Annotated in this window: 19 protein-coding genes; 12 read left to right on the top strand and 7 right to left on the bottom strand. The window is 32.4% G+C overall.

The window, feature by feature from the left end; genetic code table 11:
- The first annotated feature begins 4 nt into the window (after positions 1-4).
- The 9 genes from ACQY1Q_RS05075 (at position 5) to ACQY1Q_RS05035 (ending at position 9,434) form a co-directional block, all read left to right on the top strand.
- On the top strand, positions 5-439 hold the full coding sequence (locus tag ACQY1Q_RS05075) for a DUF4870 domain-containing protein (RefSeq protein WP_431004202.1): 435 nt from the start codon (positions 5-7) through the stop codon (positions 437-439).
- An 18-nt stretch (positions 440-457) separates the two neighbouring features.
- Positions 458-802 (top strand): PadR family transcriptional regulator, encoded by a 345-nt coding sequence (locus ACQY1Q_RS05070; RefSeq protein ID WP_431004201.1) that lies wholly within the window; start codon positions 458-460, stop codon positions 800-802.
- Positions 795-2,789, top strand: coding sequence for a PspC domain-containing protein (locus ACQY1Q_RS05065; protein WP_431004200.1), 1,995 nt, complete (start codon positions 795-797; stop codon positions 2,787-2,789). Before ACQY1Q_RS05070 ends, ACQY1Q_RS05065 begins: the two co-directional genes overlap by 8 nt.
- Before the next feature lie 34 nt (positions 2,790-2,823).
- The gene (locus tag ACQY1Q_RS05060) at positions 2,824-3,330 is read left to right on the top strand and encodes a nuclear transport factor 2 family protein (protein ID WP_431004199.1); all 507 of its coding nucleotides are present in this window, start codon (positions 2,824-2,826) and stop codon (positions 3,328-3,330) included.
- Between the two features lie 212 nt (positions 3,331-3,542).
- Positions 3,543-5,189, top strand: coding sequence for an ArnT family glycosyltransferase (locus ACQY1Q_RS05055; protein ID WP_431004198.1), 1,647 nt, complete (start codon positions 3,543-3,545; stop codon positions 5,187-5,189).
- A 7-nt stretch (positions 5,190-5,196) separates the two neighbouring features.
- Positions 5,197-5,871, top strand: a complete 675-nt coding sequence (locus tag ACQY1Q_RS05050) for a M15 family metallopeptidase (RefSeq protein WP_431004197.1) — start codon at positions 5,197-5,199, stop codon at positions 5,869-5,871.
- Positions 5,872-5,938: 67 nt separating this feature from the next.
- Positions 5,939-6,613 carry a hypothetical protein gene (locus ACQY1Q_RS05045; protein WP_431004196.1) on the top strand — a complete coding sequence of 225 codons (675 nt, stop codon included), beginning with the start codon at positions 5,939-5,941 and terminating at the stop codon, positions 6,611-6,613.
- Positions 6,614-6,759: 146 nt separating this feature from the next.
- A complete protein-coding gene (pdhA, locus tag ACQY1Q_RS05040; protein ID WP_431004195.1) occupies positions 6,760-7,749 on the top strand; it encodes a pyruvate dehydrogenase (acetyl-transferring) E1 component subunit alpha in 990 nt (329 codons plus the stop codon).
- Between the two features lie 26 nt (positions 7,750-7,775).
- Positions 7,776-9,434, top strand: a complete 1,659-nt coding sequence (locus ACQY1Q_RS05035; protein ID WP_431004194.1) for a 2-oxo acid dehydrogenase subunit E2 — start codon at positions 7,776-7,778, stop codon at positions 9,432-9,434.
- 199 nt (positions 9,435-9,633) lie between these two features.
- Here the strand turns inward: ACQY1Q_RS05035 and ACQY1Q_RS05030 are convergent, their stop codons facing one another.
- Positions 9,634-10,188, bottom strand: a complete 555-nt coding sequence (locus tag ACQY1Q_RS05030; RefSeq protein ID WP_431004193.1) for a DinB family protein — start codon at positions 10,186-10,188, stop codon at positions 9,634-9,636.
- Positions 10,189-10,747: 559 nt separating this feature from the next.
- Here ACQY1Q_RS05030 and ACQY1Q_RS05025 point away from each other — a divergent pair.
- On the top strand, positions 10,748-12,142 hold the full coding sequence (locus ACQY1Q_RS05025; protein ID WP_431004192.1) for a phophatidylserine decarboxylase associated domain-containing protein: 1,395 nt from the start codon (positions 10,748-10,750) through the stop codon (positions 12,140-12,142).
- Between the two features lie 97 nt (positions 12,143-12,239).
- Here ACQY1Q_RS05025 and ACQY1Q_RS05020 read toward each other — a convergent pair whose 3' ends face one another.
- From ACQY1Q_RS05020 to ACQY1Q_RS05010, 3 genes are all read right to left on the bottom strand, one after another.
- On the bottom strand, positions 12,240-13,007 hold the full coding sequence (locus ACQY1Q_RS05020; RefSeq protein ID WP_431004191.1) for a YwqG family protein: 768 nt from the start codon (positions 13,005-13,007) through the stop codon (positions 12,240-12,242).
- A 39-nt stretch (positions 13,008-13,046) separates the two neighbouring features.
- Complete coding sequence (locus ACQY1Q_RS05015) at positions 13,047-13,766, bottom strand: DUF6348 family protein (protein ID WP_431004190.1); 720 nt, start codon at positions 13,764-13,766, stop codon at positions 13,047-13,049.
- 133 nt (positions 13,767-13,899) lie between these two features.
- Entirely contained in the window at positions 13,900-14,469 is a 570-nt protein-coding gene (locus ACQY1Q_RS05010) for a hypothetical protein (RefSeq protein WP_431004189.1), read from the bottom strand.
- Between the two features lie 288 nt (positions 14,470-14,757).
- Here ACQY1Q_RS05010 and ACQY1Q_RS05005 point away from each other — a divergent pair, with 288 nt between their 5' ends.
- On the top strand, positions 14,758-15,459 hold the full coding sequence (locus ACQY1Q_RS05005; RefSeq protein ID WP_431004188.1) for a DNA-binding domain-containing protein: 702 nt from the start codon (positions 14,758-14,760) through the stop codon (positions 15,457-15,459).
- A 280-nt stretch (positions 15,460-15,739) separates the two neighbouring features.
- On the opposite strand, the gene ACQY1Q_RS05000 is transcribed toward ACQY1Q_RS05005, so the two are convergent.
- Positions 15,740-16,072 carry a hypothetical protein gene (locus tag ACQY1Q_RS05000; RefSeq protein ID WP_431004187.1) on the bottom strand — a complete coding sequence of 111 codons (333 nt, stop codon included), beginning with the start codon at positions 16,070-16,072 and terminating at the stop codon, positions 15,740-15,742.
- Positions 16,073-16,321: 249 nt separating this feature from the next.
- Between ACQY1Q_RS05000 and ACQY1Q_RS04995 the strand changes: the two genes are divergently transcribed.
- Entirely contained in the window at positions 16,322-16,576 is a 255-nt protein-coding gene (locus ACQY1Q_RS04995; RefSeq protein WP_431004186.1) for a helix-turn-helix transcriptional regulator, read from the top strand.
- A gap of 3 nt (positions 16,577-16,579) precedes the next feature.
- Here ACQY1Q_RS04995 and ACQY1Q_RS04990 read toward each other — a convergent pair whose 3' ends face one another.
- Both ACQY1Q_RS04990 and ACQY1Q_RS04985 read right to left on the bottom strand, forming a co-directional pair.
- On the bottom strand, positions 16,580-17,110 hold the full coding sequence (locus ACQY1Q_RS04990) for a Crp/Fnr family transcriptional regulator (protein ID WP_431004185.1): 531 nt from the start codon (positions 17,108-17,110) through the stop codon (positions 16,580-16,582).
- A 76-nt stretch (positions 17,111-17,186) separates the two neighbouring features.
- Positions 17,187-19,805 (bottom strand): glycosyl hydrolase family 18 protein, encoded by a 2,619-nt coding sequence (locus ACQY1Q_RS04985; RefSeq protein ID WP_431004184.1) that lies wholly within the window; start codon positions 19,803-19,805, stop codon positions 17,187-17,189.
- Positions 19,806-19,833: the final 28 nt, after the last annotated feature.

Genomic DNA, 19,833 nt, shown 5'->3' with positions numbered 1-19,833 from the left:
TATTATGCAACACAACAATGAAAATACTAATGCTTTTTTAATCCATATATCTTCTTTTGCAGGGTACATATTTCCTTTTGGTAGTATTATAACTCCATTAATAATATGGCAAACTTTAAAAGATAAAAGCCCATATTTAGATGAGCATGGTAAAGAAGCGGTAAACTTTAATATAAGTTTTGGTTTATACATTTTTATTTTAGGAGCTTCTTTTTTCTCTTTTTTCTTTGGAAGTATTTTAGATATTTTTCATGGTATTAATGTAGATTTTGATTTAGGAAATCATCATTCACGTAATGGTTTGTTTGGTTTTTTAGGAATTGCCTCATTAGTTAGTATAGTAAGCTTGATAAAAATTGCACTTATAATTATTGCGGCAATGAAAGCTAATAATGGAGAAGTATATAAATATCCATTTACTATAAAATTTATTAAATAACCACTTAAAAGACACTCAATGAAGATAGAAAACACGAAAGCTCAAATGCGTAAAGGGGTGTTAGAATACTGTATATTATCTATTTTAAAAAATGGAGATGCTTATACTTCAGAAATTCTATCGGCCTTAAAAAATGCAGAAATGATAGTGGTTGAAGGTACCATTTATCCCTTACTAACTCGACTAAAAAATGCAGGGTTATTAAACTACAGATGGGAAGAATCAACCTCTGGACCTCCGAGAAAATATTATGTTATTACAGAAAACGGACAATTATTTTTAAAAGAACTGGATAAAACCTGGATTAATTTAGTAAACGCAGTAAACCAAGTAACAAACACAAAATCAACTAGAAATGAATAAGACTATTAATATAAATTTAGGCGGCTTCTTTTTTCATATAGATGAAATTGCCTACCAAAAATTAAAGCGATATTTAGACGCTATAGCTCGCTCATTGAGTGATGACCCTCAAGGAAAAGATGAAATTATAGCGGATATTGAAGCACGTATTAGCGAACTGTTATCAGAAAGGGTTACTGATGTTCGTCAGGTGGTTAATGAAAATGATATAGACGAAATCATTGCCATTATGGGACAACCGGAAGATTACGCTGAAGCAGAAGAAATGTATGATGAACCTTCTTCGTACACCAGTCGTAAGAGAACTTCTTCAAAAAAACTTTTCAGAGATGGAGATGATAAATTTTTAGGAGGTGTATGTTCCGGACTTGGACATTATATAGGCATAGATTCAATATGGGTACGATTAGCTTTTATCTTATTATTAGCTAGTGGATTTTCTCCTTTAGTATATATTATCTTATGGATTTTATTACCGGAAGCTAAAACTACTTCTGAAAAACTACAAATGGAAGGTGAAGCTGTTAACATTGATAACATAGAAAAAAAAATTCGTAACGAGTTTGAAAATCTATCATCAAAATTAAAAGATGGTGCCCATGAACTTTCCGATAAAATAACAAGTGCAGACTATGAAAAACTACGTGCACAAACTAAATCGGGATTTCAGGATTTTATTGATACGTTAGGTAAAATCTTACTTGCTGTATTTAAAGTTTTTGGAAAGTTTATGGGAGTGCTTTTAATCTTTATAGCCGGAGTTACGCTTATTTCACTACTATTAGGTGCATTTTCTGTTAGTAGTTTAGAAATTCTGAATTTTGATAGTGATTTTGTTCACTACCCTCCGTTTTTCTATGACTCTACTATTCCAAAATGGTTATTAGCTATCTTGTTCTTTATCCTTATCGGTATTCCGTTTGTAGTTTTATTTATTTTAGGGTTACGAATTTTATCTCCAAGCATAAAAAAGCTTAGTACCACTGCCGTACTTACGTTATTAGGAATATGGTTAGTTGCCTTATTGGGAATTGGTTTTTCTGCTATTGAATATAAAACATTAAGTGCTTATGATGGAACTTATGTAAACAAACATAGCATTACATATAATGAAAATGAGCCTTTGAAAATCAGAGTTATTAATGATGACAACATATATTACCTACATAGTTTACGTAGTAGAAGCAATGCTATTGATGTTACCATTGATGCTAAAGAAATGAAGTATTCAAATGATATAAACATAGATGTAAAAAAGAGCGAAACCGGAAATGCTTATGTAGAAATCAAAAAAACATCTGAAGGAAGAAGACGTAATGATGCCAATAAAAATGCAGAGAATATTAATTACAACTTTAAATCTGCTAACAACGTAATTGTTTTTGACGCCTTCTTTTTAAGTGATTATAAAAACATGTGGAAAGATGAAGAGGTTAAAGTAACTGTTTATATTCCTGAAGGAACAACCGTATATTTTGAAAGATCATCACGTGATTTCTTACACCATATTGATAATACAGAAAATATATATGATAGAGATATGGTAAACCATCATTTTAAAATGACTACCAAAGGTTTAGATTGTACGGATTGCGATACACCGAATAAAGAAAGTGAAAACTCAGATACCAAACAAGATACCTTTGATAATGATGATGATAATGACGACAATAAAGACATCAGTTTTTTATTTGATAGTACTATAAACGATTTTAAAGCCGAACTGATTATTACTACTGAAACCACCAAAAACGAGCTAACAAAGCTAGCTCGTTGGTTTAAAAAACGTAAAAACATAGATATCGATTTTTCTGAATCAACTTTTTACGACAATGGTAAAATTAAAACATACGCCATACAAGTTAACTGTAATGATGGTTTTAAAGGAAAAACAACTACCAAAAGTTTATTTATTAAAAACGATGGTAAATACGGATTCATTAGAAATTATGAAAACGGAGAAACTACAGAATTTAAAATCTGGTAACTATTAAAAACGAACACTATTAAAAGCTAAAACTATGGACTCTTTTTTTGACTTCTTTTTTAAAGGTAACTTTTTCATCAAACTGCTAACCTTGTTGTATACATTATTTTTATCATGGTTTATGAACGGGCAAACTCAGGAAATTCCAACTTATAAACCTGTGGATATGAATCTTTATAATGAAATTGTAGCTATGGATGCTACTTATTTTAATGCCTATAATAATTGTGATATAGATACTCAAGCTAAAATTTTAAGTGATACTGTAGAATTCTTTCACGATCAAACCGGACTATCTACTTCTAAAAAAGATATTCTTGAATCTACCAAAAAGAATATTTGTAATAAAGTTACCCGAACTTTAATTAAAGGCAGTATAGAAGTATATCCTATTCAGAATTATGGTGCAGTTGAAATTGGGTATCATAAATTTTTCAACAAACAAGAACCTGATGCAAAATCTGTTCCCAGCAAATTTATTACTATCTGGAAAAAAGAGAACAATCAATGGAAAATGGAAAAAATAATTAGCTTACATTAAAATATAGTTGACACTAAACACATTAGTATTTTGTTAGCTAACTCCTAACAATACTAATACTTGGTTTTATTAGTTTACAAGCCAAAACTCGTTGAGTTTTGGCTTATTTTTTTGTTTATATTTTCTTTAAATCTCCTTACTAAGATATTACATTAAGGTTACAATGGTTAAGCCTTTTTTATGTTTCTTCCCCAACTTAAAACATGCTTTATATGAATACAAAACAAATACTAATCAGCATTTTAGTTCTTGTAGGTTTCATAACATTTTTAGGCTTATTTCTTGACATCATGGCTCCTGATGGTGCACTCTATGCTTCCATTGCCAAAACCATGTACACCAATAATGATTTTACAAACCTTTTCTTTTTAGATAAAGATTGGTTAGACAAACCTCACCTTCCTTTTTGGTTAACCGCTTTGTCTTTTAAAATTTTTGGAGTTAACAGTTTTGCATATAAATTACCCGCCGTTTTCGTATTTCTTTTTGGGGTTTGGATTACTTATAAGTTTACCAGAGAAAACTACAATAAAGAAACCGCAATTCTGGCGGTTATTATTTTACTTACTTCATTACATAGCGTACTTTCTAATTTTGATGTTAGAGCCGAACCTTTTTTAACCGGTTTTATCATAGCTTCAGTATACTATTTTCACAAATACATAAAATTCAATACTAAAATTAATTTAGTATTAGGTTGTTTATTTGCAGCCTTCTCTTTAATGACTAAAGGAACTTTCACTCTAATCCCCATAGCAGCTGCTCTTGGAGGTGAGCTTATCATTAAAAAAAACTGGAAACAACTATGCTCTCCTATTTGGTTAGTAGCACTTATTTTAATGTTTCTATTTACGCTACCGGAACTTTACACCCTATACTTACAATTTGATGCACATCCTGAAAAAACAGTTTTTGGTGAAAACGGAATTTCAGGAATTAAGTTTTTCTTATGGGATAGTCAATTCGGACGTTTCTTTAACATCGGTCCTATTGTTAATTATGAAGGAAACATTTTTTTCTTTATACATACTATATTATGGGCTTTTTTACCTTGGTCTGTATTATTTTACCTGGCTCTTTTCTTTAAAATCAAACGAAACTTTAAAACCATTAATAAAAACGAAGAATTTTATTCAATCTTCTCTACACTTACAATAATCTTTGTTTTTTCAATTAGTAAATTTCAATTGTCACATTACACCAATATTGTTTTTCCGTTTATGGCAATTCTTACCGCCGACTTTATATATAAACTCAAAACACATTCTATAAAACTTCAAAAAACATATACTTTAATACAGTTATCAATTGCAATAGGAATCCTGTTACTAATTCCTATTGTGTATTATATAATGATTGATACACTAGATATTGTTTTATTTCTTATAACAGTACTTTGTGCCCTTATTATCTACTTCACCTATAGCAATCAAACCATTCATAAAGTTTACAAAGTATTTATCACCAGCTCTGTCATCTTTTTAGCATTTTACACCTTTTTAATTACTAGTTTTTATCCAACCCTTCTTAAATATCAAGGAGGTGTTTATGCTGCTCAATATGCTAACAATACGCTAAAAAAGGTTAGCCTTATTAAAGGAGACATTCCACATTTTTGCTTTGAATTTTACAATAACCTTCCCATCATCAGGGTTTCTCCGGAAGAAATTGCAAAACATAAAAATGAAATAATTTACCTTAGTCAACATCAATTAGACACCTTAAAAGCCCAAGAAATAAGCTATTCAATTATAAAAGAATTTCAGAATTTTAGAATTACCAAGCTAACCTTTAACTTTGTCAACAAAGCAACACGAAATACGGTAGTTGATAAAACCTATTTGGTTGCCATAAATTAAAGGTTACATGAATTACAAAACTTTATATATACTTAGTATTACCTTCTTTATAAATGCAATGGTTTGGGGGCAACTGCCAAAAGGTTTTTCTTATGTAAAAGATATTGCGCCCACTATAGAACGTGAACTTCGATATTGCCAACATAATAATTTTGTAGGAATACCTATTGAAGGCTATATAGATGATGTTTTAATAACCTCTACAGAAACTGCTAAAGCATTAAAAAAAGTACAGGATGATTTATTAAAACAAGGGCTCAGCTTAAAGGTATATGATGCTTACAGACCCCAAACTGCTGTTAATCATTTTGTAAAATGGGCCAGAGTGATTAATGATACTCTAATGAAACAACAGTACTACCCTACTCTTAACAAACGTCATTTATTTAAACTGGGGTACATTGCTTCAAAATCGGGACATTCCAGAGGTAGCTCGGTAGACTTAACTATTATAAACACAACAACAAAAGAAGAACTTGATATGGGGAGTCCTTATGATTTCTTTGGTATTTCCTCACATATCACCTATCAAAAACTTACTCAACAGCAACAAAATAACAGAAAGAGATTACAAGATATAATGCGTAAACACGGTTTTAGACCGTATAAAAATGAGTGGTGGCATTTTACCTTACGAAATGAACCTTTCCCTAAAACTTATTTTGACTTCCCTATAAAATAGTAATTTTTAACGCTTTATTTAGACTATAGTTTAAAATCGGCATTATCTTTGCTCAGAATTATTTTGTATGACACACATTGGTAACTATTTATTCGCTATTATTCTATTGGGCTATACGTCAATTACCATTGCCCAAATAGATGGTTCAAACGGAGGTAAAGAAAAAGGAAATTCATCTTTAGGTGGATTTAAAGTTTCTGCAAAAGAAATTAAAAAACCTGAAAGTTTAGACTTTGCTAATGATAGTGGTTTTAAAAGTGCACATCAAAAACAACAGGAAGAGTTAAAAAAGAAACAACAAGACGAAGCTTATTTAAATAAAGGTATACTAACCAAGGCCAAAATTGCTGAAGAGCAATACCTGAAATCATTCAAAAAAATTAACGGACAATACCAATACCCGGTAATAGATCAAGACTTAGGAAGCTTTAGAACGCAATCAAAAAGTGTTACTATTATTTGTAGAGACTTCCAATACCCGGATGGCGATATGGTTACCATATTAATTAACGGAATTCCGGTAGTAAGTAACCTTACCCTTAAACAAAATTTTCAATCGTTTAATATTCCTTTAGATGAAGGAGTTAATACCATTCAAATACTGGCATTAAACCAAGGAACTTCAGGACCTAACACCGCAGCCTTTAAGATTTATAATGATGCTGGTATGCTAATTTCATCTAACGAATGGAATTTAGCCACAGGTGCCAAAGCAACCATAATTATAGCTAAAGAAAAGTAAAGTTATCTAACGCTAAAAAATAACACTTTCCTAAAAATATCTTTTAACTATAATCTTTTTTTAAATTATTAAAAACTACTACTTTTGTAGCTACGTTTTTAAGTTAGGCAAAAACGGACGAAATAAAAATAAACAACTAATATATAATGAAAGAAATCACCAAAGATACCTATATCAACTGGTATAGAGACATGTTATTTTGGAGAAAGTTTGAAGATAAGTTGGCTGCAGTTTATATTCAACAAAAAGTAAGAGGTTTTTTACACTTATATAATGGTCAGGAAGCTGTTTTAGCAGGATCATTACATGCAATGGATTTAACCAAAGATAAAATGATTACTGCTTACCGTAACCACGTTCAGCCTATTGGTATGGGAGAAGATCCGAAAAGAGTAATGGCAGAATTATACGGTAAAGCTACCGGTACTTCTCAAGGATTAGGAGGTTCTATGCATATTTTCTCTAAAGAATATCGTTTTTACGGAGGTCATGGTATTGTAGGAGGTCAAATTCCTTTAGGAGCTGGTATTGCTTTTGGAGATAAATATAAAGGAAGTGATGCTGTTACCTTATGTTATTTTGGTGATGGTGCTGCTCGTCAAGGTTCATTACATGAAACCTTTAACATGGCCATGAACTGGAAATTACCGGTAGTGTTTATTGTAGAAAACAACGGATATGCCATGGGTACCTCTGTTGAAAGAACAGCAAACCATACAGATATTTGGAAATTAGGTTTAGGATACGAAATGCCTTGCGGACCGGTTGACGGAATGAATCCTATTAAAGTAGCGGAAGCAGTTGATGAAGCTATTCAAAGAGCCCGTAGAGGTGACGGACCTACTTTCTTAGAAATGAAAACATACCGTTACAGAGGTCACTCAATGTCTGATGCTCAACACTATCGTACTAAAGAAGAAGTTGAAGAGTACAAAAAAATAGACCCTATCACACAAGTTCTTGATATCATCAAAAAAAACAAATATGCTACTGATGAAGAAATCAAGGCTATTGATAAAGAAGTAAAACAACTAGTTGATGAATGTGAAAAGTTTGCTGATGAATCACCTTATCCGGACTTAAGCATTTTACATGATGTTGTTTACGAACAAGAAGATTATCCATTTATAAAATAATAAATCCAACAAAAACTCATTAAAATATGGCTACAGTAATAAGCATGCCTCGTTTAAGTGACACTATGGAAGAAGGTGTTGTGGCACAATGGTTAAAAAATGTTGGAGATAAAGTAGAAGAAGGAGAAATTTTAGCTGAAATTGAAACCGATAAAGCTACTATGGAGTTTGAGTCTTTTCACGAAGGTACTCTACTTTACATAGGTGTTAAAGAAGGAGAAACAGCTCCTGTTGACAGTTTATTAGCTATTATTGGTGAAGAAGGTGAAGATTTTTCTGCTTTATTAAATGGAAATACTAGTTCTGCTTCAACAACAAAAGAAGAAACTCAAACTACAGAAAGCCCGAAAGCTGAAAGTTCATCTACAAGTGCAAGCGTTGCTATTCCAGAAGGAGTACAAATGGTAACCATGCCTCGTTTAAGTGATACGATGACAGAAGGAACCGTAGCTTCTTGGTTAAAAAATGTAGGAGATAAAGTAGAAGAAGGAGATATTTTAGCTGAAATTGAAACTGATAAAGCTACCATGGAATTTGAATCATTCTATGAAGGTACTTTATTACATATCGGTGTTCAGGAAGGAGATAGCGCTCCGGTAGATAGTTTATTAGCTATTATCGGTGCTGCAGGTACAGATGTAAGCGCTTTAATAGCTGCTCACAAATCAGGTACCTTAACTTCAACTGAAGCTCCTGCAGAAACTAAAAAAGAAGAAACTCCAACTGCTACAACCAATGCAGCGGTTGAGACTCCGGCAGAAGTTCCTGCTAATAATACAAACACAGCGAGCGGTCGGATTTTGGCGTCTCCTTTGGCTAAAAAAATAGCAAAAGATAAAGGAATCAACATAGCAAACGTTAAGGGTTCCGGAGAAAACGGACGTATTATAAAAAAGGATGTAGAAAACTATACTCCTGCTGCTAAAGTTGAAACCTCAACAGTAGCACAACCTACCACAACTCCTGCTCCTGCTGCAGTAACTAATTTTGCAATAGCAGGTGAAGAATCGGTAGAAGAAGTGAAAAACTCTCAAATGCGTAAAGCTATTGCTAAGGCGTTAAGTAACTCTAAATTCTCTGCACCTCACTTCTACTTAAACATTGAAGTAGATATGGACAATGCTATGGCTTCTCGTAAAACTATTAATGAGATTCCTGATACCAAAGTATCTTTTAATGATATGGTTGTAAAAGCATGTGCTATGGCTTTAAAAAAGCACCCACAAGTAAATACTAGTTGGACTGATAACAATACGTTATTCCACAGTCATATCCATGTAGGTGTTGCCGTTGCGGTTGATGAAGGTTTAGTGGTACCTGTAATTAAACATACAGATGCTTTAAGTTTAACTCAAATTGGTGCAGCTGTACGTGATTTAGCAGGAAAAGCCAGAAATAAAAAGATTTCTCCTGCTGAAATGCAAGGAAGTACTTTTACAGTTTCTAACTTAGGTATGTTTGGCATTGAAAGCTTTACTTCAATTATTAACCAACCTAACTCAGCTATTTTATCTGTAGGAGCTATTATTGAAAAGCCTGTAGTTAAAAACGGACAAATTGTAGTAGGAAATACGATGAAATTAACCTTAGCTTGTGATCATAGAACTGTTGACGGAGCTGTAGGAGCACAATTCTTACAAACGTTAAAAACATATATTGAAAATCCGGTTACTATGCTAGCATAGTACTCGTTTTGAATAAAAAAGAAAAGCCGGAACACTTGTTTCCGGCTTTTCTTTTTTATATGTGTATCATCCTAAAATAAGTTCTCGATACATCTCCCTTTAGGTCGATACTCAGACTAACAACCAATAACCTGCCATGTCGAGTGATTTTTACCGAGGCTCAACAAGGAAAAAAATTGTATCGAGACACACTAGTACATCAATCCCCCAAACTGTTCAAAACTTTTTTAGCCTGTACCACATGACGTTCGTTATGATAAATAACAAAACGAAAAGTATCTCCCAATCTGAATTTTAACAAGGGTAAAGTTATTGAGGTTTTTATTTTGGTCAAATCTTTATCCGTTGCCACATCTAATAACTGTAATAGTTCTTGTTGCAATCTTAAAAAGTCAGTAATTACGATATCTTTCTTTACTACTGAGTATATCGGGTTTTTACTTTTAAACGTATTCATGGTTCTCATTCCATCTTTTGGCAACATATCCATAGCAAACTTATGTCCCCAATATCCGGATGTAAACTGAGAGGTTTTCTTTGTATTCGATTTTTCAAGTCTTCTTTTTATTTCGTTATTGTAAAACTTAGCATACAAATTCAAATGCTCTAAACACTCTAATACCGACCAAGAATCTGCTCTTAACTTCCTTTGCAATACCGCCTCCTCTATATTTTGTATAGAAATTACAAAGTTAATATGCGACTGCACATAACCTTTTAATTCTGATAGGAGTTCTTGTGTATTAAAAATCATGTGATATATTTTCTACAAATATGCATTGTATTCTCTATTTAATTCTTGATTCAAATCAACACTTTATGTAATATTTTTTTCAAAATGTCGTGTCAAGTAGTTTTTCCGACCAAAAGGAAGAAAAATTGTATCAAGATATTATCCAATAGTTATGGATAAACCTCCCTTAAAGTCAATTCTACAACTGACAATAAACAAGTTATGTTATTTTGTTTAAAGTATTAATCAAATTCAGAGTATTAAGAAAACTTCCCCGTTTGATTACGGAAAGTCGTAAGGTTATGTGAATTTAATTTCATAAATTTAAAAGACTAATATACAAATACGATAAATGATCGATAGTTATTCATGCTTTGCATTAATAAGTTTATAAATTTATCTGTTTCGGCTACACTAACTTTTATCAACTAAGAACACTCAACGCACGTTAATAGCTTTTTCTTTTAACCTCTGTTGATACTTTCTATCACACACTCTATATCTACAAAAAAGGAGTACAGATAAGCCTTCTCTTATGAATTAACCAAAATTACTAACCATATAACCTAAAAAACTAATTATGAGTACAGAAACACTTAAACCTCAAGAAAAAAAACAGGCGACCACCGGATTAACCAAATGGTTACCTAAAAATCCTCAACAAATCGAACAATGGATTCAACAGCTAAGAAAAACAGCTATTGAGAATCCTCGTCCGTTAATTCAACCTATTGAAGAGTTCAAGCAAATGGTTTATACAGATCCTGTATTGTATGCCAATGTACAAGGAATGTTTGCTGAAGCTCACAGATTAAAGAAAAGAACTCCTTTATTATGGGAACCGGAACCTATTAATTTTGAAGAGTTTTTGGTACTGTTAAATGCCATTATGTACACAGCTCCTCAAGCTTATCAACAAGGAAAATACAGCAATCAAGATCCTTCAGGTATGATTGGTTTTCCTATTAATGCATTATTGGCTTGGCCTATGGCTACCAGTTTTGGCTATGATGTATTTTCTAATGCTTTGGTAAATCAACAATTTAAAAAAATATTAACTCATTGGTCTAAATTTTTAGTTACTAAAGATTCCAGATATGTATTGGTAGAAAATGATCCGAGACACCATGCTATTGCTTGGTTAAGTCCGGACGCTCAAGATGAAATGGTAAAAGTTGCCAAAGATGCTTTAGGAGAAGGTAAAAACCCTATTGATGAACACGCTACTTTTGCTGATATTTTTCAATGTACCCCTAAAGATCCTTATTATGGTTTTACAAGTTGGGATGACTTTTTTACCAGAAAGTTTTACAGCCATATACGTCCGGTAAGTGAACCCGACAACGATAACATTATTGTAAATGCCTGTGAATCGGCTCCTTTAGGCATTGCTAAAAACGTACAGTTATCCAGTCAGTTTTGGATGAAAGGACAACAATACTCCTTAGAAAACATGATGAATTGGGATGAGTTTACCCCACAATTTGTAGGTGGTACCGTATATCAAGCTTTCTTAAGCGCCTTGAGTTTTCATCGTTGGCACAGTCCGGTAAACGGAACCATTGTAAAAGCATATGTAGTAAACGGAACCTATTATTTAGAAAACTTAAATGAAGGATTTTACAATCAACAAGGAGAGCCGGATGCTTCTGCTCCTAACAACTCCCAAAAGTTTCTGACTGCAGTTGCTACTCGTGCTCTTATTTTTATCCAAGCAGATAATCCTGCTATTGGTTTAATGTGTGTTATGCCGGTAGGAATGGCAGAAGTATCAAGCTGTGAAATTACAGTAAAACCCGGAGACAAAGTGCATAAGGGTGATGAGTTAGGAATGTTCCATTTTGGAGGGTCAACCCATTGCTTAATCTTCCGTCCTGAAGTAACCTTAGAGTTTGACATGTATGGAGAGCAACCGGGATTGGATGCTGAAAACAACATTCGTGTGAATACTAAAATTGCAAAAGTACTTTCATAACACCTATTCTATTTAAACGATAAAAAAACTCAGAGGCTTAGTACTTCTGAGTTTTTGTTGTTTTTAAAATAGTGTAATAATTTAATTATGTTAGTTTCTAACAACAATCCCAATAAAAATAAGCTTTTGAAAAGTCTTTCTTAATAAGATTTTCTTTACTAATAAAAATGTGTGCCACTCCACTATCTCCAAACATTATATAATCATCAACATCTATTTGTAAAATTTGAATATCCTTATTTTGCTCGTTATTATCCTCTCTCGGATCGTATTGAGTAAACTCAGCATATCCGGCTATTTTATGTCCAGAAGCATCAAAATAGTTCACAAATAATTCTTCCTGTTCTTCTGTTAATTTTTCAGTAAAATCCCAATAATCATTTCCATTAAAAAGGTAATCAAACTGAGAATCTTCAGAGCCTCCTTTATCTATTGCTTTTTCAAACAATAACTGATGAATTTTAAAAACAGGGCTTTCCTCATAATACTCCTCTTTTAAAAAGGAAAAATCATCCATAGGTAACTCATTTAATTCTTCTTTTGTATGATATACAATTATATAATCTTCATCGTACCAATCAGTTGATGACAAAAAAAGCTGAAGGATTCCATCTCTTGGAAATGGTTCTATATATGGAATTTGCTCAAAGTTTAATTGAGCGACCATAATCATTGGCTTTTTATTCTTATCCTTAGGGTATTCATTCTTTTTTGGAAAGAATGGTTTTCCTAAAAATTTACTTTCTTTTAAACCCAAGGTATCTTCTAAAAGTTTCTCCTTCTTTGGTATAGCTTTTATTTGAACGAATTCTCTTTCATATTTCTTTAAATCCTCTTCAAAATCCTTTAAAAAGTCCGGAATCATTTATACTTATTTTTAATTATCATTAATAGTAGTTACGTTTTATAAATCATATGCATCACATCGTCTAAACATTATAAATTGTTTCTGCCCAAGAAACTCCCCTGCATCTTTCCATTTCTTAGCATATTCTTCTAACAAGTAATATCCTTCTTCCCAAAGTTCATTATTCAATAAGCATTCACCAGATATTTCTCCATTTGGTTGTCTGGATATGTATAACTTTAACCAATTAAATTTATAATCCTTCAACTCTTTTTTCACCCTTTCTTCAATGACTGAATATAAATTTATTTGATTGTTTGTTTCATTCCATTTACCCTGTACTAAGCTTTTACTCATTTTTGGATGCCACAGTATTTCTCTATTATTTATTATAGATTTAAAATCATATTCATCAATATGAGTATCATTAAAACTATCTGCAATTGTTGTAAATATGTTTTCTATATAATTATCAATGGCCGATTCAACCTTTTCTTCAATTGTTGTTCCCAATCCCATTAAACTCGATTCTATACCTTTTGGAAAGTAATCTTTGTTAATTGTTATGGTAAGAAGTGGTAATATAAAAGGATGAAAGTCTCCTTTCATAACAACTGTGGCAATTTCAATTTCTGAATTAATCAGTATTGCTGCATATTGGGTTGAAAACTCAACTAAATTTCCTTTTTCTTCAATTCTTTGTTTTAATCTCTGTAAGAGATATGTATTAACATCTAACTCTTTCTTTTTTGGCTTTAAAAAATCAAATATTCCCATTTTATTTCTTTCATTAGCAATGTTACAAGTATTCTTTAGTATGTTTTTCTGATCATAAATTTAAGTAAAAGAGTAGCTCAAACTTTTAATATATCTCCTTTAAACAAGTATAAGGAAAACAAGTTGAAAACAATTATTCTACACGTTTATAATATTCATAAACTAATCCGCTAACAGCACTTGTTCTTCCATCTTTAGTTTCTTTTCCAGACATATAAATTTGTAAAAAATTATGAGACGTGTCAGTTTTTAAACTCCATAATGATTTATCTGTGAAAACAATATTTGTTAAATCAGAAAAAGGAGCTAACTGATTGGTAAATATCATTTTTTCGGCTCTAACTCTTCTTTTTTTAGCTATTCGGTTAGTAAAAAAATAAATGGAATCTTCCTCTATTTTGATATATTTCACTTCTTCCTCTCTTCCTTTTCCTTTTATTGGCACACAACAAGAACATTTAGCCTCAATAAATTTCCATGTTCCTATTATTTTTGTTTTTAATCTTGATCTATCTATAACTTTTAACGAATCAATAATCTTTTTAGAATTTTCATCTTTAAAAGCAGTATAGTTTAATAATGCATTCGACATTAAAACAGGATCTATGGAGTTTCTTTCAAAATTAACATCCTTAATATGTTGTGAAGACACAATGATTACTTTCATAACCAAAAGAAGAGCTAGTATTTTTTTCTTTTTCATCTCTTATAAATATAGTATATACTAAATAGCGACATAAAAGTAATCAGATTTTTTAAAACTTGTATTTTTATTCTACAAAACGTTAAAAAACTCACAAAGTCAATTAGTTAGTTACAAAAACTACTATATTAGTACCAGCTATAAAAGAAATTGTTTGTTAAGAAAAATTGCTGCATCTTACTTTTCTACCACGCATCATACAATTTAATAATTACCATAGCTATAGTGTTGCTATTTTTTTATGACTTAGCAACTAAGAAAAAGGAACTAATTTTAATTATTAATATCATGAAATACTATTTAGTAGACAACAAATTGACTGAAGAAGACAATTATTCAGCTCGTGTATTAACTGAGCGTACCGTGAACCAAGAAGCATTGATTGAAAAAATGCTAAGCAAACGTAACTTAGTGAGTAAAACCGATATTGTAGCGGTATTAAACTCCTACTACGAAGAAATTATACAATGTATTCAAGAAGGAGACAGTCTTAATTTACCTTTGGTTAATATTGGCTATTCTATTTCCGGAGTATTTGACACTGAAGATGATAATTTTAATCCGGACAAACACAAGCTTCATGTAAACCTTAATGGTGGTAAACTTGTAAATGAGATAAAATATCAAATTCCGCTTAAAAAAGTAATAGCACCATCAGTAGGTACGACCATCAATACTTTTAAAGATATTACTTCTCAAACCATTAATACCACTATAACAGCCAGTGGTATATTTGAGTTAAACGGATTTCGTTTACGAATAGCCGGAGACCAACCCGAAGTAGGCCTATACCTTGTAGCTGAAAATGGTACCGAAACACAGATTAATTACATAGCCCAAAATAGTCACAGAAAAATTATAGGACAACTTCCTGCTTTGGCTTCAGGTGTATATCGAATTCGTATTAAAACACAGGCCACTTCTAATCCGGATCGTTTTCTAAATAATGTTGTTATTACTGATTCCGGCTTTACGCTTACTGCATCTTAACCATACAACAGCAACAAACCTTTATACACTGGTATGGAGTGTCTTTATACATAGGTGTATGATGCCTTTATACACCTATGTATAAAGGTTAATACAAAATGTATGTTAATATTGAAACAAGTGTTGGAGCATTTAAATATCACTTTGTGTGTAAAAGTACGAGCTTAAAGCTCGTACTTTTTTATGCTTTAACCTCCCATAACATAGCTTTGTGAAGTGATATAATTTGTTTTTGACCAATTAAGCCTCAAAACATCATGTAACTTATAGGGTATTTTAGTTACCCAGCTGTAATAAGTTGTTCTAAATACACATAAGCCTCGTTAGGGCCAGATGGAGTTATTCGTGCGCACAACAAATTCGGAATCCAAGCCAATCCTGTATCCCAAGGTACAGCTTGATTTGCATATGTCCAAGATATAGCACTTGAATTAGGATTACTTGGCCATTCATTTTGATATACTTCAATTTTGTCTTTTGAATTATTAAAAGGTGCATTGGTACTCCATTCAAGCCATAAATTCCCGTTTTTTTTAAACGCCTTTAGTTTCCATTCAAATCTTGCCGTAACACTTTGTTTTACCGTTTCTAAGGTACTTTCGTTATTTTCCATAAAAATAGTTTGGTTAGTTAATACCTACTCTATTATAAGGTTTTCGGTTTTCCCTTTTTACTTTTTTATTTATATAATGATTGATTAACAATAGCCTTATTACATACAAATTACCAACATAATAAGCTACGGTAGGCAAAAACTACTTTAAAACACTGAATTTCAGATTTAAAAGTATGCTTTTGGAGTACAAATGGTAAAAGTTATTCTTTTACTGTTATATCCCATAGGAAAATAGTACTTTTAAAGATGGAACAACTAAAAATACTTTATAAGCCAAAAAACAAATTATTTTTAACTGAAATACAGTTTAGTATTATTTTACTATTGGTTTCTGGAAATTCAGTAAAAGAAGTAAGTATTTTATTAAACAAACCTCATGCTACTGTTAAAGCTCATATAGAAAAAATAAAGAAGAAACATCAATTAAAAAGGTTAATTGATTTAGTTAGAGATTTTGTTTTAGTGTATGGAAATCCTAAAAAATATTTCTTAAAAAACTAATAGTTATCCTCTCAAAATTCTTGAAAGTGTTTCCGGTGTCATTCGTAAATACGAGGCTATGTATTTTTGTGGTATTTCTTGAAACACTTGCGGACTTCTTTGTAGTAAGCGTTCAAAGCGTTTTTGCGGAGTATAAGTAAGCAAATCTATTTCTCTTTCTATTTGTTGATACACAAACCCTTCTAACATTTGATTCCATACATTTCTATGTGCTTCTGTTGACTGCATAAGTTCATAAAATGTAGCTTTTGATATTACTTTTAGTGTACTTTTTTTGATTGCTTGAATGTAAAAAGAGGTAGCTTCTCCGGTTAAAAAGCTATCCAAAGCGGTAATAACGGAATTTTTATACCCAAAGCGTATCGTGTGTTCTTCTTGGTTGTCTTCTATATATACTCGTAAACTTCCGCTTTCTACATAATACAATTGAGTAGCTACTTCGTGCTTTCTAATAAGGTATTCATTTCTATGCACAACCATTTCTTTTTCCCATTTTCCGTCTAATAAGTTCAGTAGTTGGTTAAATACACTCATTTTTTATTGTTTAGAATACAAAAATAGGCAGTAAACTTACAATTTACTGCCTACTTTATCAACCCAATGGTATAGGTTATTTAGAAATCACCATTTTATCGGTTATTACTTGAGTACCTATATAAATCTTATAGATATAAATACCATTTCTTAAATCAGAAACATCTTTTTGAATACTGTTAGTTCCTTTAAAGTTTTCTTCACTAAAAATTGTTTTTACTAATTGACCTGATACATTATAAAGTTCTGCCTTTACAGGTACTTTTTGTTCAGATTGCACTTCAAAAGTTACTGTTTCTTTTACTAAGGTAGGATACTTAATTCCTTTCACAGAAGCTTCTGCTCTACTCTGTGTACAGTCTGAGTCAAATTCCCACTCATTAGACACTCCCGGTTCATTGTTTTGAGTCCACCATTTAGCTCTGTATATTTTTTGGTTGTAATATACTTTCTCTCCGGTATTATATACTTTACTTGATAACCACTCTAAAGCTCCGCAATATGTTACCTCTCCGTTACACGATTGTACGTATTCCCACACATCACTGCTACCCGGTGTTTCTGTACTTGAAGCATACCACTTGTTTCTGTACACAGCCCCGTTGTAAGACACCTCTGTACCTGCTTGTGCATATATTTTAGCTTCCCATGCCGGTGTTGAATCACAACCGCCGCCAGTTGTTTTTTCTTTAACGGTGAAAGATGTTGTACTGGTAGTGGTAACTCCTACATTATCGGTAGCCACTATTTTTAAGCTATAATTACCAAAAGCCGTAGGCATCCAATTAACCGCATACACATTAGCACTATTAGAATTTACCGGGGTTACAGCAACATTGTTAACCATAAAATCAACCGAAGTTACTGAGGTATCATCCGTAACGGTAGCTTTTAACTCAATCCCAGTTAATACATCTTGTTCTATTACACTTGCATCTGACGGAGAAACCATTGAAATAACCGGAGGCATATTAGCGGTAGATTTCATCTTTACTGTAAAAGTAACATCACTTACCAAGGTAGCCCCTTTATCATCTGTAGCAATGGCTGAAATTGTGTGCTCTCCAAAATTGCCAGGCGTAAATCCTGCTGTGTACTCATTACCGGTTTGTACTGCATTGATAACTGTAGCACCTTGTTTAAAAGTAAACGTTTGTACCGTTCCGTCTGAATCAACAGCCGTCGCTTTTAGTGTAATTTCTTCTAATGTTTCTACTTCAAACACTTGGTTTTGTAACGGGTTACTCCAATTTACCACCGGTGATTGATTGATAGGCGTGTTGTTTCCTGCTGCTTCGTTTATTGCTTTTAAAATACTTGACGAAGAATTATAATCTACATCCTGAGTCAGCTCCCAAATAATAACACCTTGGTGACCAAAATTCTTTGTGTATTTAATTTTTTCTCCCGCTCTTTTAGGTGTTTCATAATAGATATTCTTTCCGTTTAACCCAATATGTCCGTTTAATTGATTCGGATCTTTTGCATCATAACTCGTTGCGGCGTTTGGAAATTCCGCAATAATATCTTTATAAGGTGTAAACTTTACACCATTACCTCCGTTAGGCTTTTTCTCTGAAAAATCATACCCATACATAGGTACCCCTATCACCAGTTTTGCTTTTTTAATACCAAATCCTCCAGAATGATTCCATGTAGGCTCTGCAATTCCTAACCAATATTCTAAAGCATCTTGAGCTGCATATATCGGATTATCGGCAGATTGACCTGTGTACGTATTTAATGGCACTTTATATAGTGAAGAGTGCGGGCCTACCGGAGATTTATCCCAAGACCCTGTAAAATCATAAGTCATTAACCCTACCCAATCCATATAATCTGCCATCTTAGCATCATAATTATTACCATACCATGATGTACCAAATACCGCTGCACTTATTAACTTATTAGGCATTTTTTCTCTTAGCTTTTTACTAAGATTAGTCAATCCAATAGCTGCCGGGTGTGGTCCTTGGTCGCTATCTCCCCACTTACTGCCTCTAACTCTTCCTCCTTGATCAGAAGTTCCGGCAATAGCAGGATCTGCCCACCAACACTCTAAATCTAAATCAATTCCATCTAACTGACGAGAAGTTATAAACGTTACTAATAAATTAGCTATTTCATCTAACTTCTGATCGTTATTATGGTATTTATTCATCAACCATAAAAAAGCAAAATCGGTAGCACCTCCTAAGGCAACAGATACTTTTACGTTTTTAGCTTTTGCTTTTGACAATACGTTACAATCTGTTAATACAGAATCTACTTTTCGTAACTGAAACTCATCAAAGGCAATAGACCCAAAATCTGCACTATTATAATCGTTATTATTCTGCTTAAACATTAAAAACGATATATTAATATTGGTTACCACTTCCGGGTTAAAATTGTTTTTAATATCATAATCCGGAATCCATGTTGGTAAGTATCCTATAATACGTTGGCTGCCTGAATAACCAGGCCCCAATCCACCATCACCACAAGCACCTTCACTTTGCCAGGAAGCATCTCCCGGAGGAGCATTTGTATACCATTTTGCGGTATAATTAATTCCGTTTAAGGATACTTTTTCTCCTTGTGTATAATGATCTTTTGCAGCATCCCATTCCGGATAACACGCAGGAAATTGATATTGAGCATACAAAAATGTGCTCAGCAATAAAAAGGTTACTAAGGTTATTGTTTTTTTCATAATATAAAAGTTTATATACGTAGTAACC

The organism is Tenacibaculum sp. TC6 (assembly GCF_050606265.1).
Taxonomy (GTDB): Bacteria; Bacteroidota; Bacteroidia; order Flavobacteriales; family Flavobacteriaceae; genus Polaribacter.
This window is presented reverse-complemented; position numbering and strand designations above follow the sequence as displayed.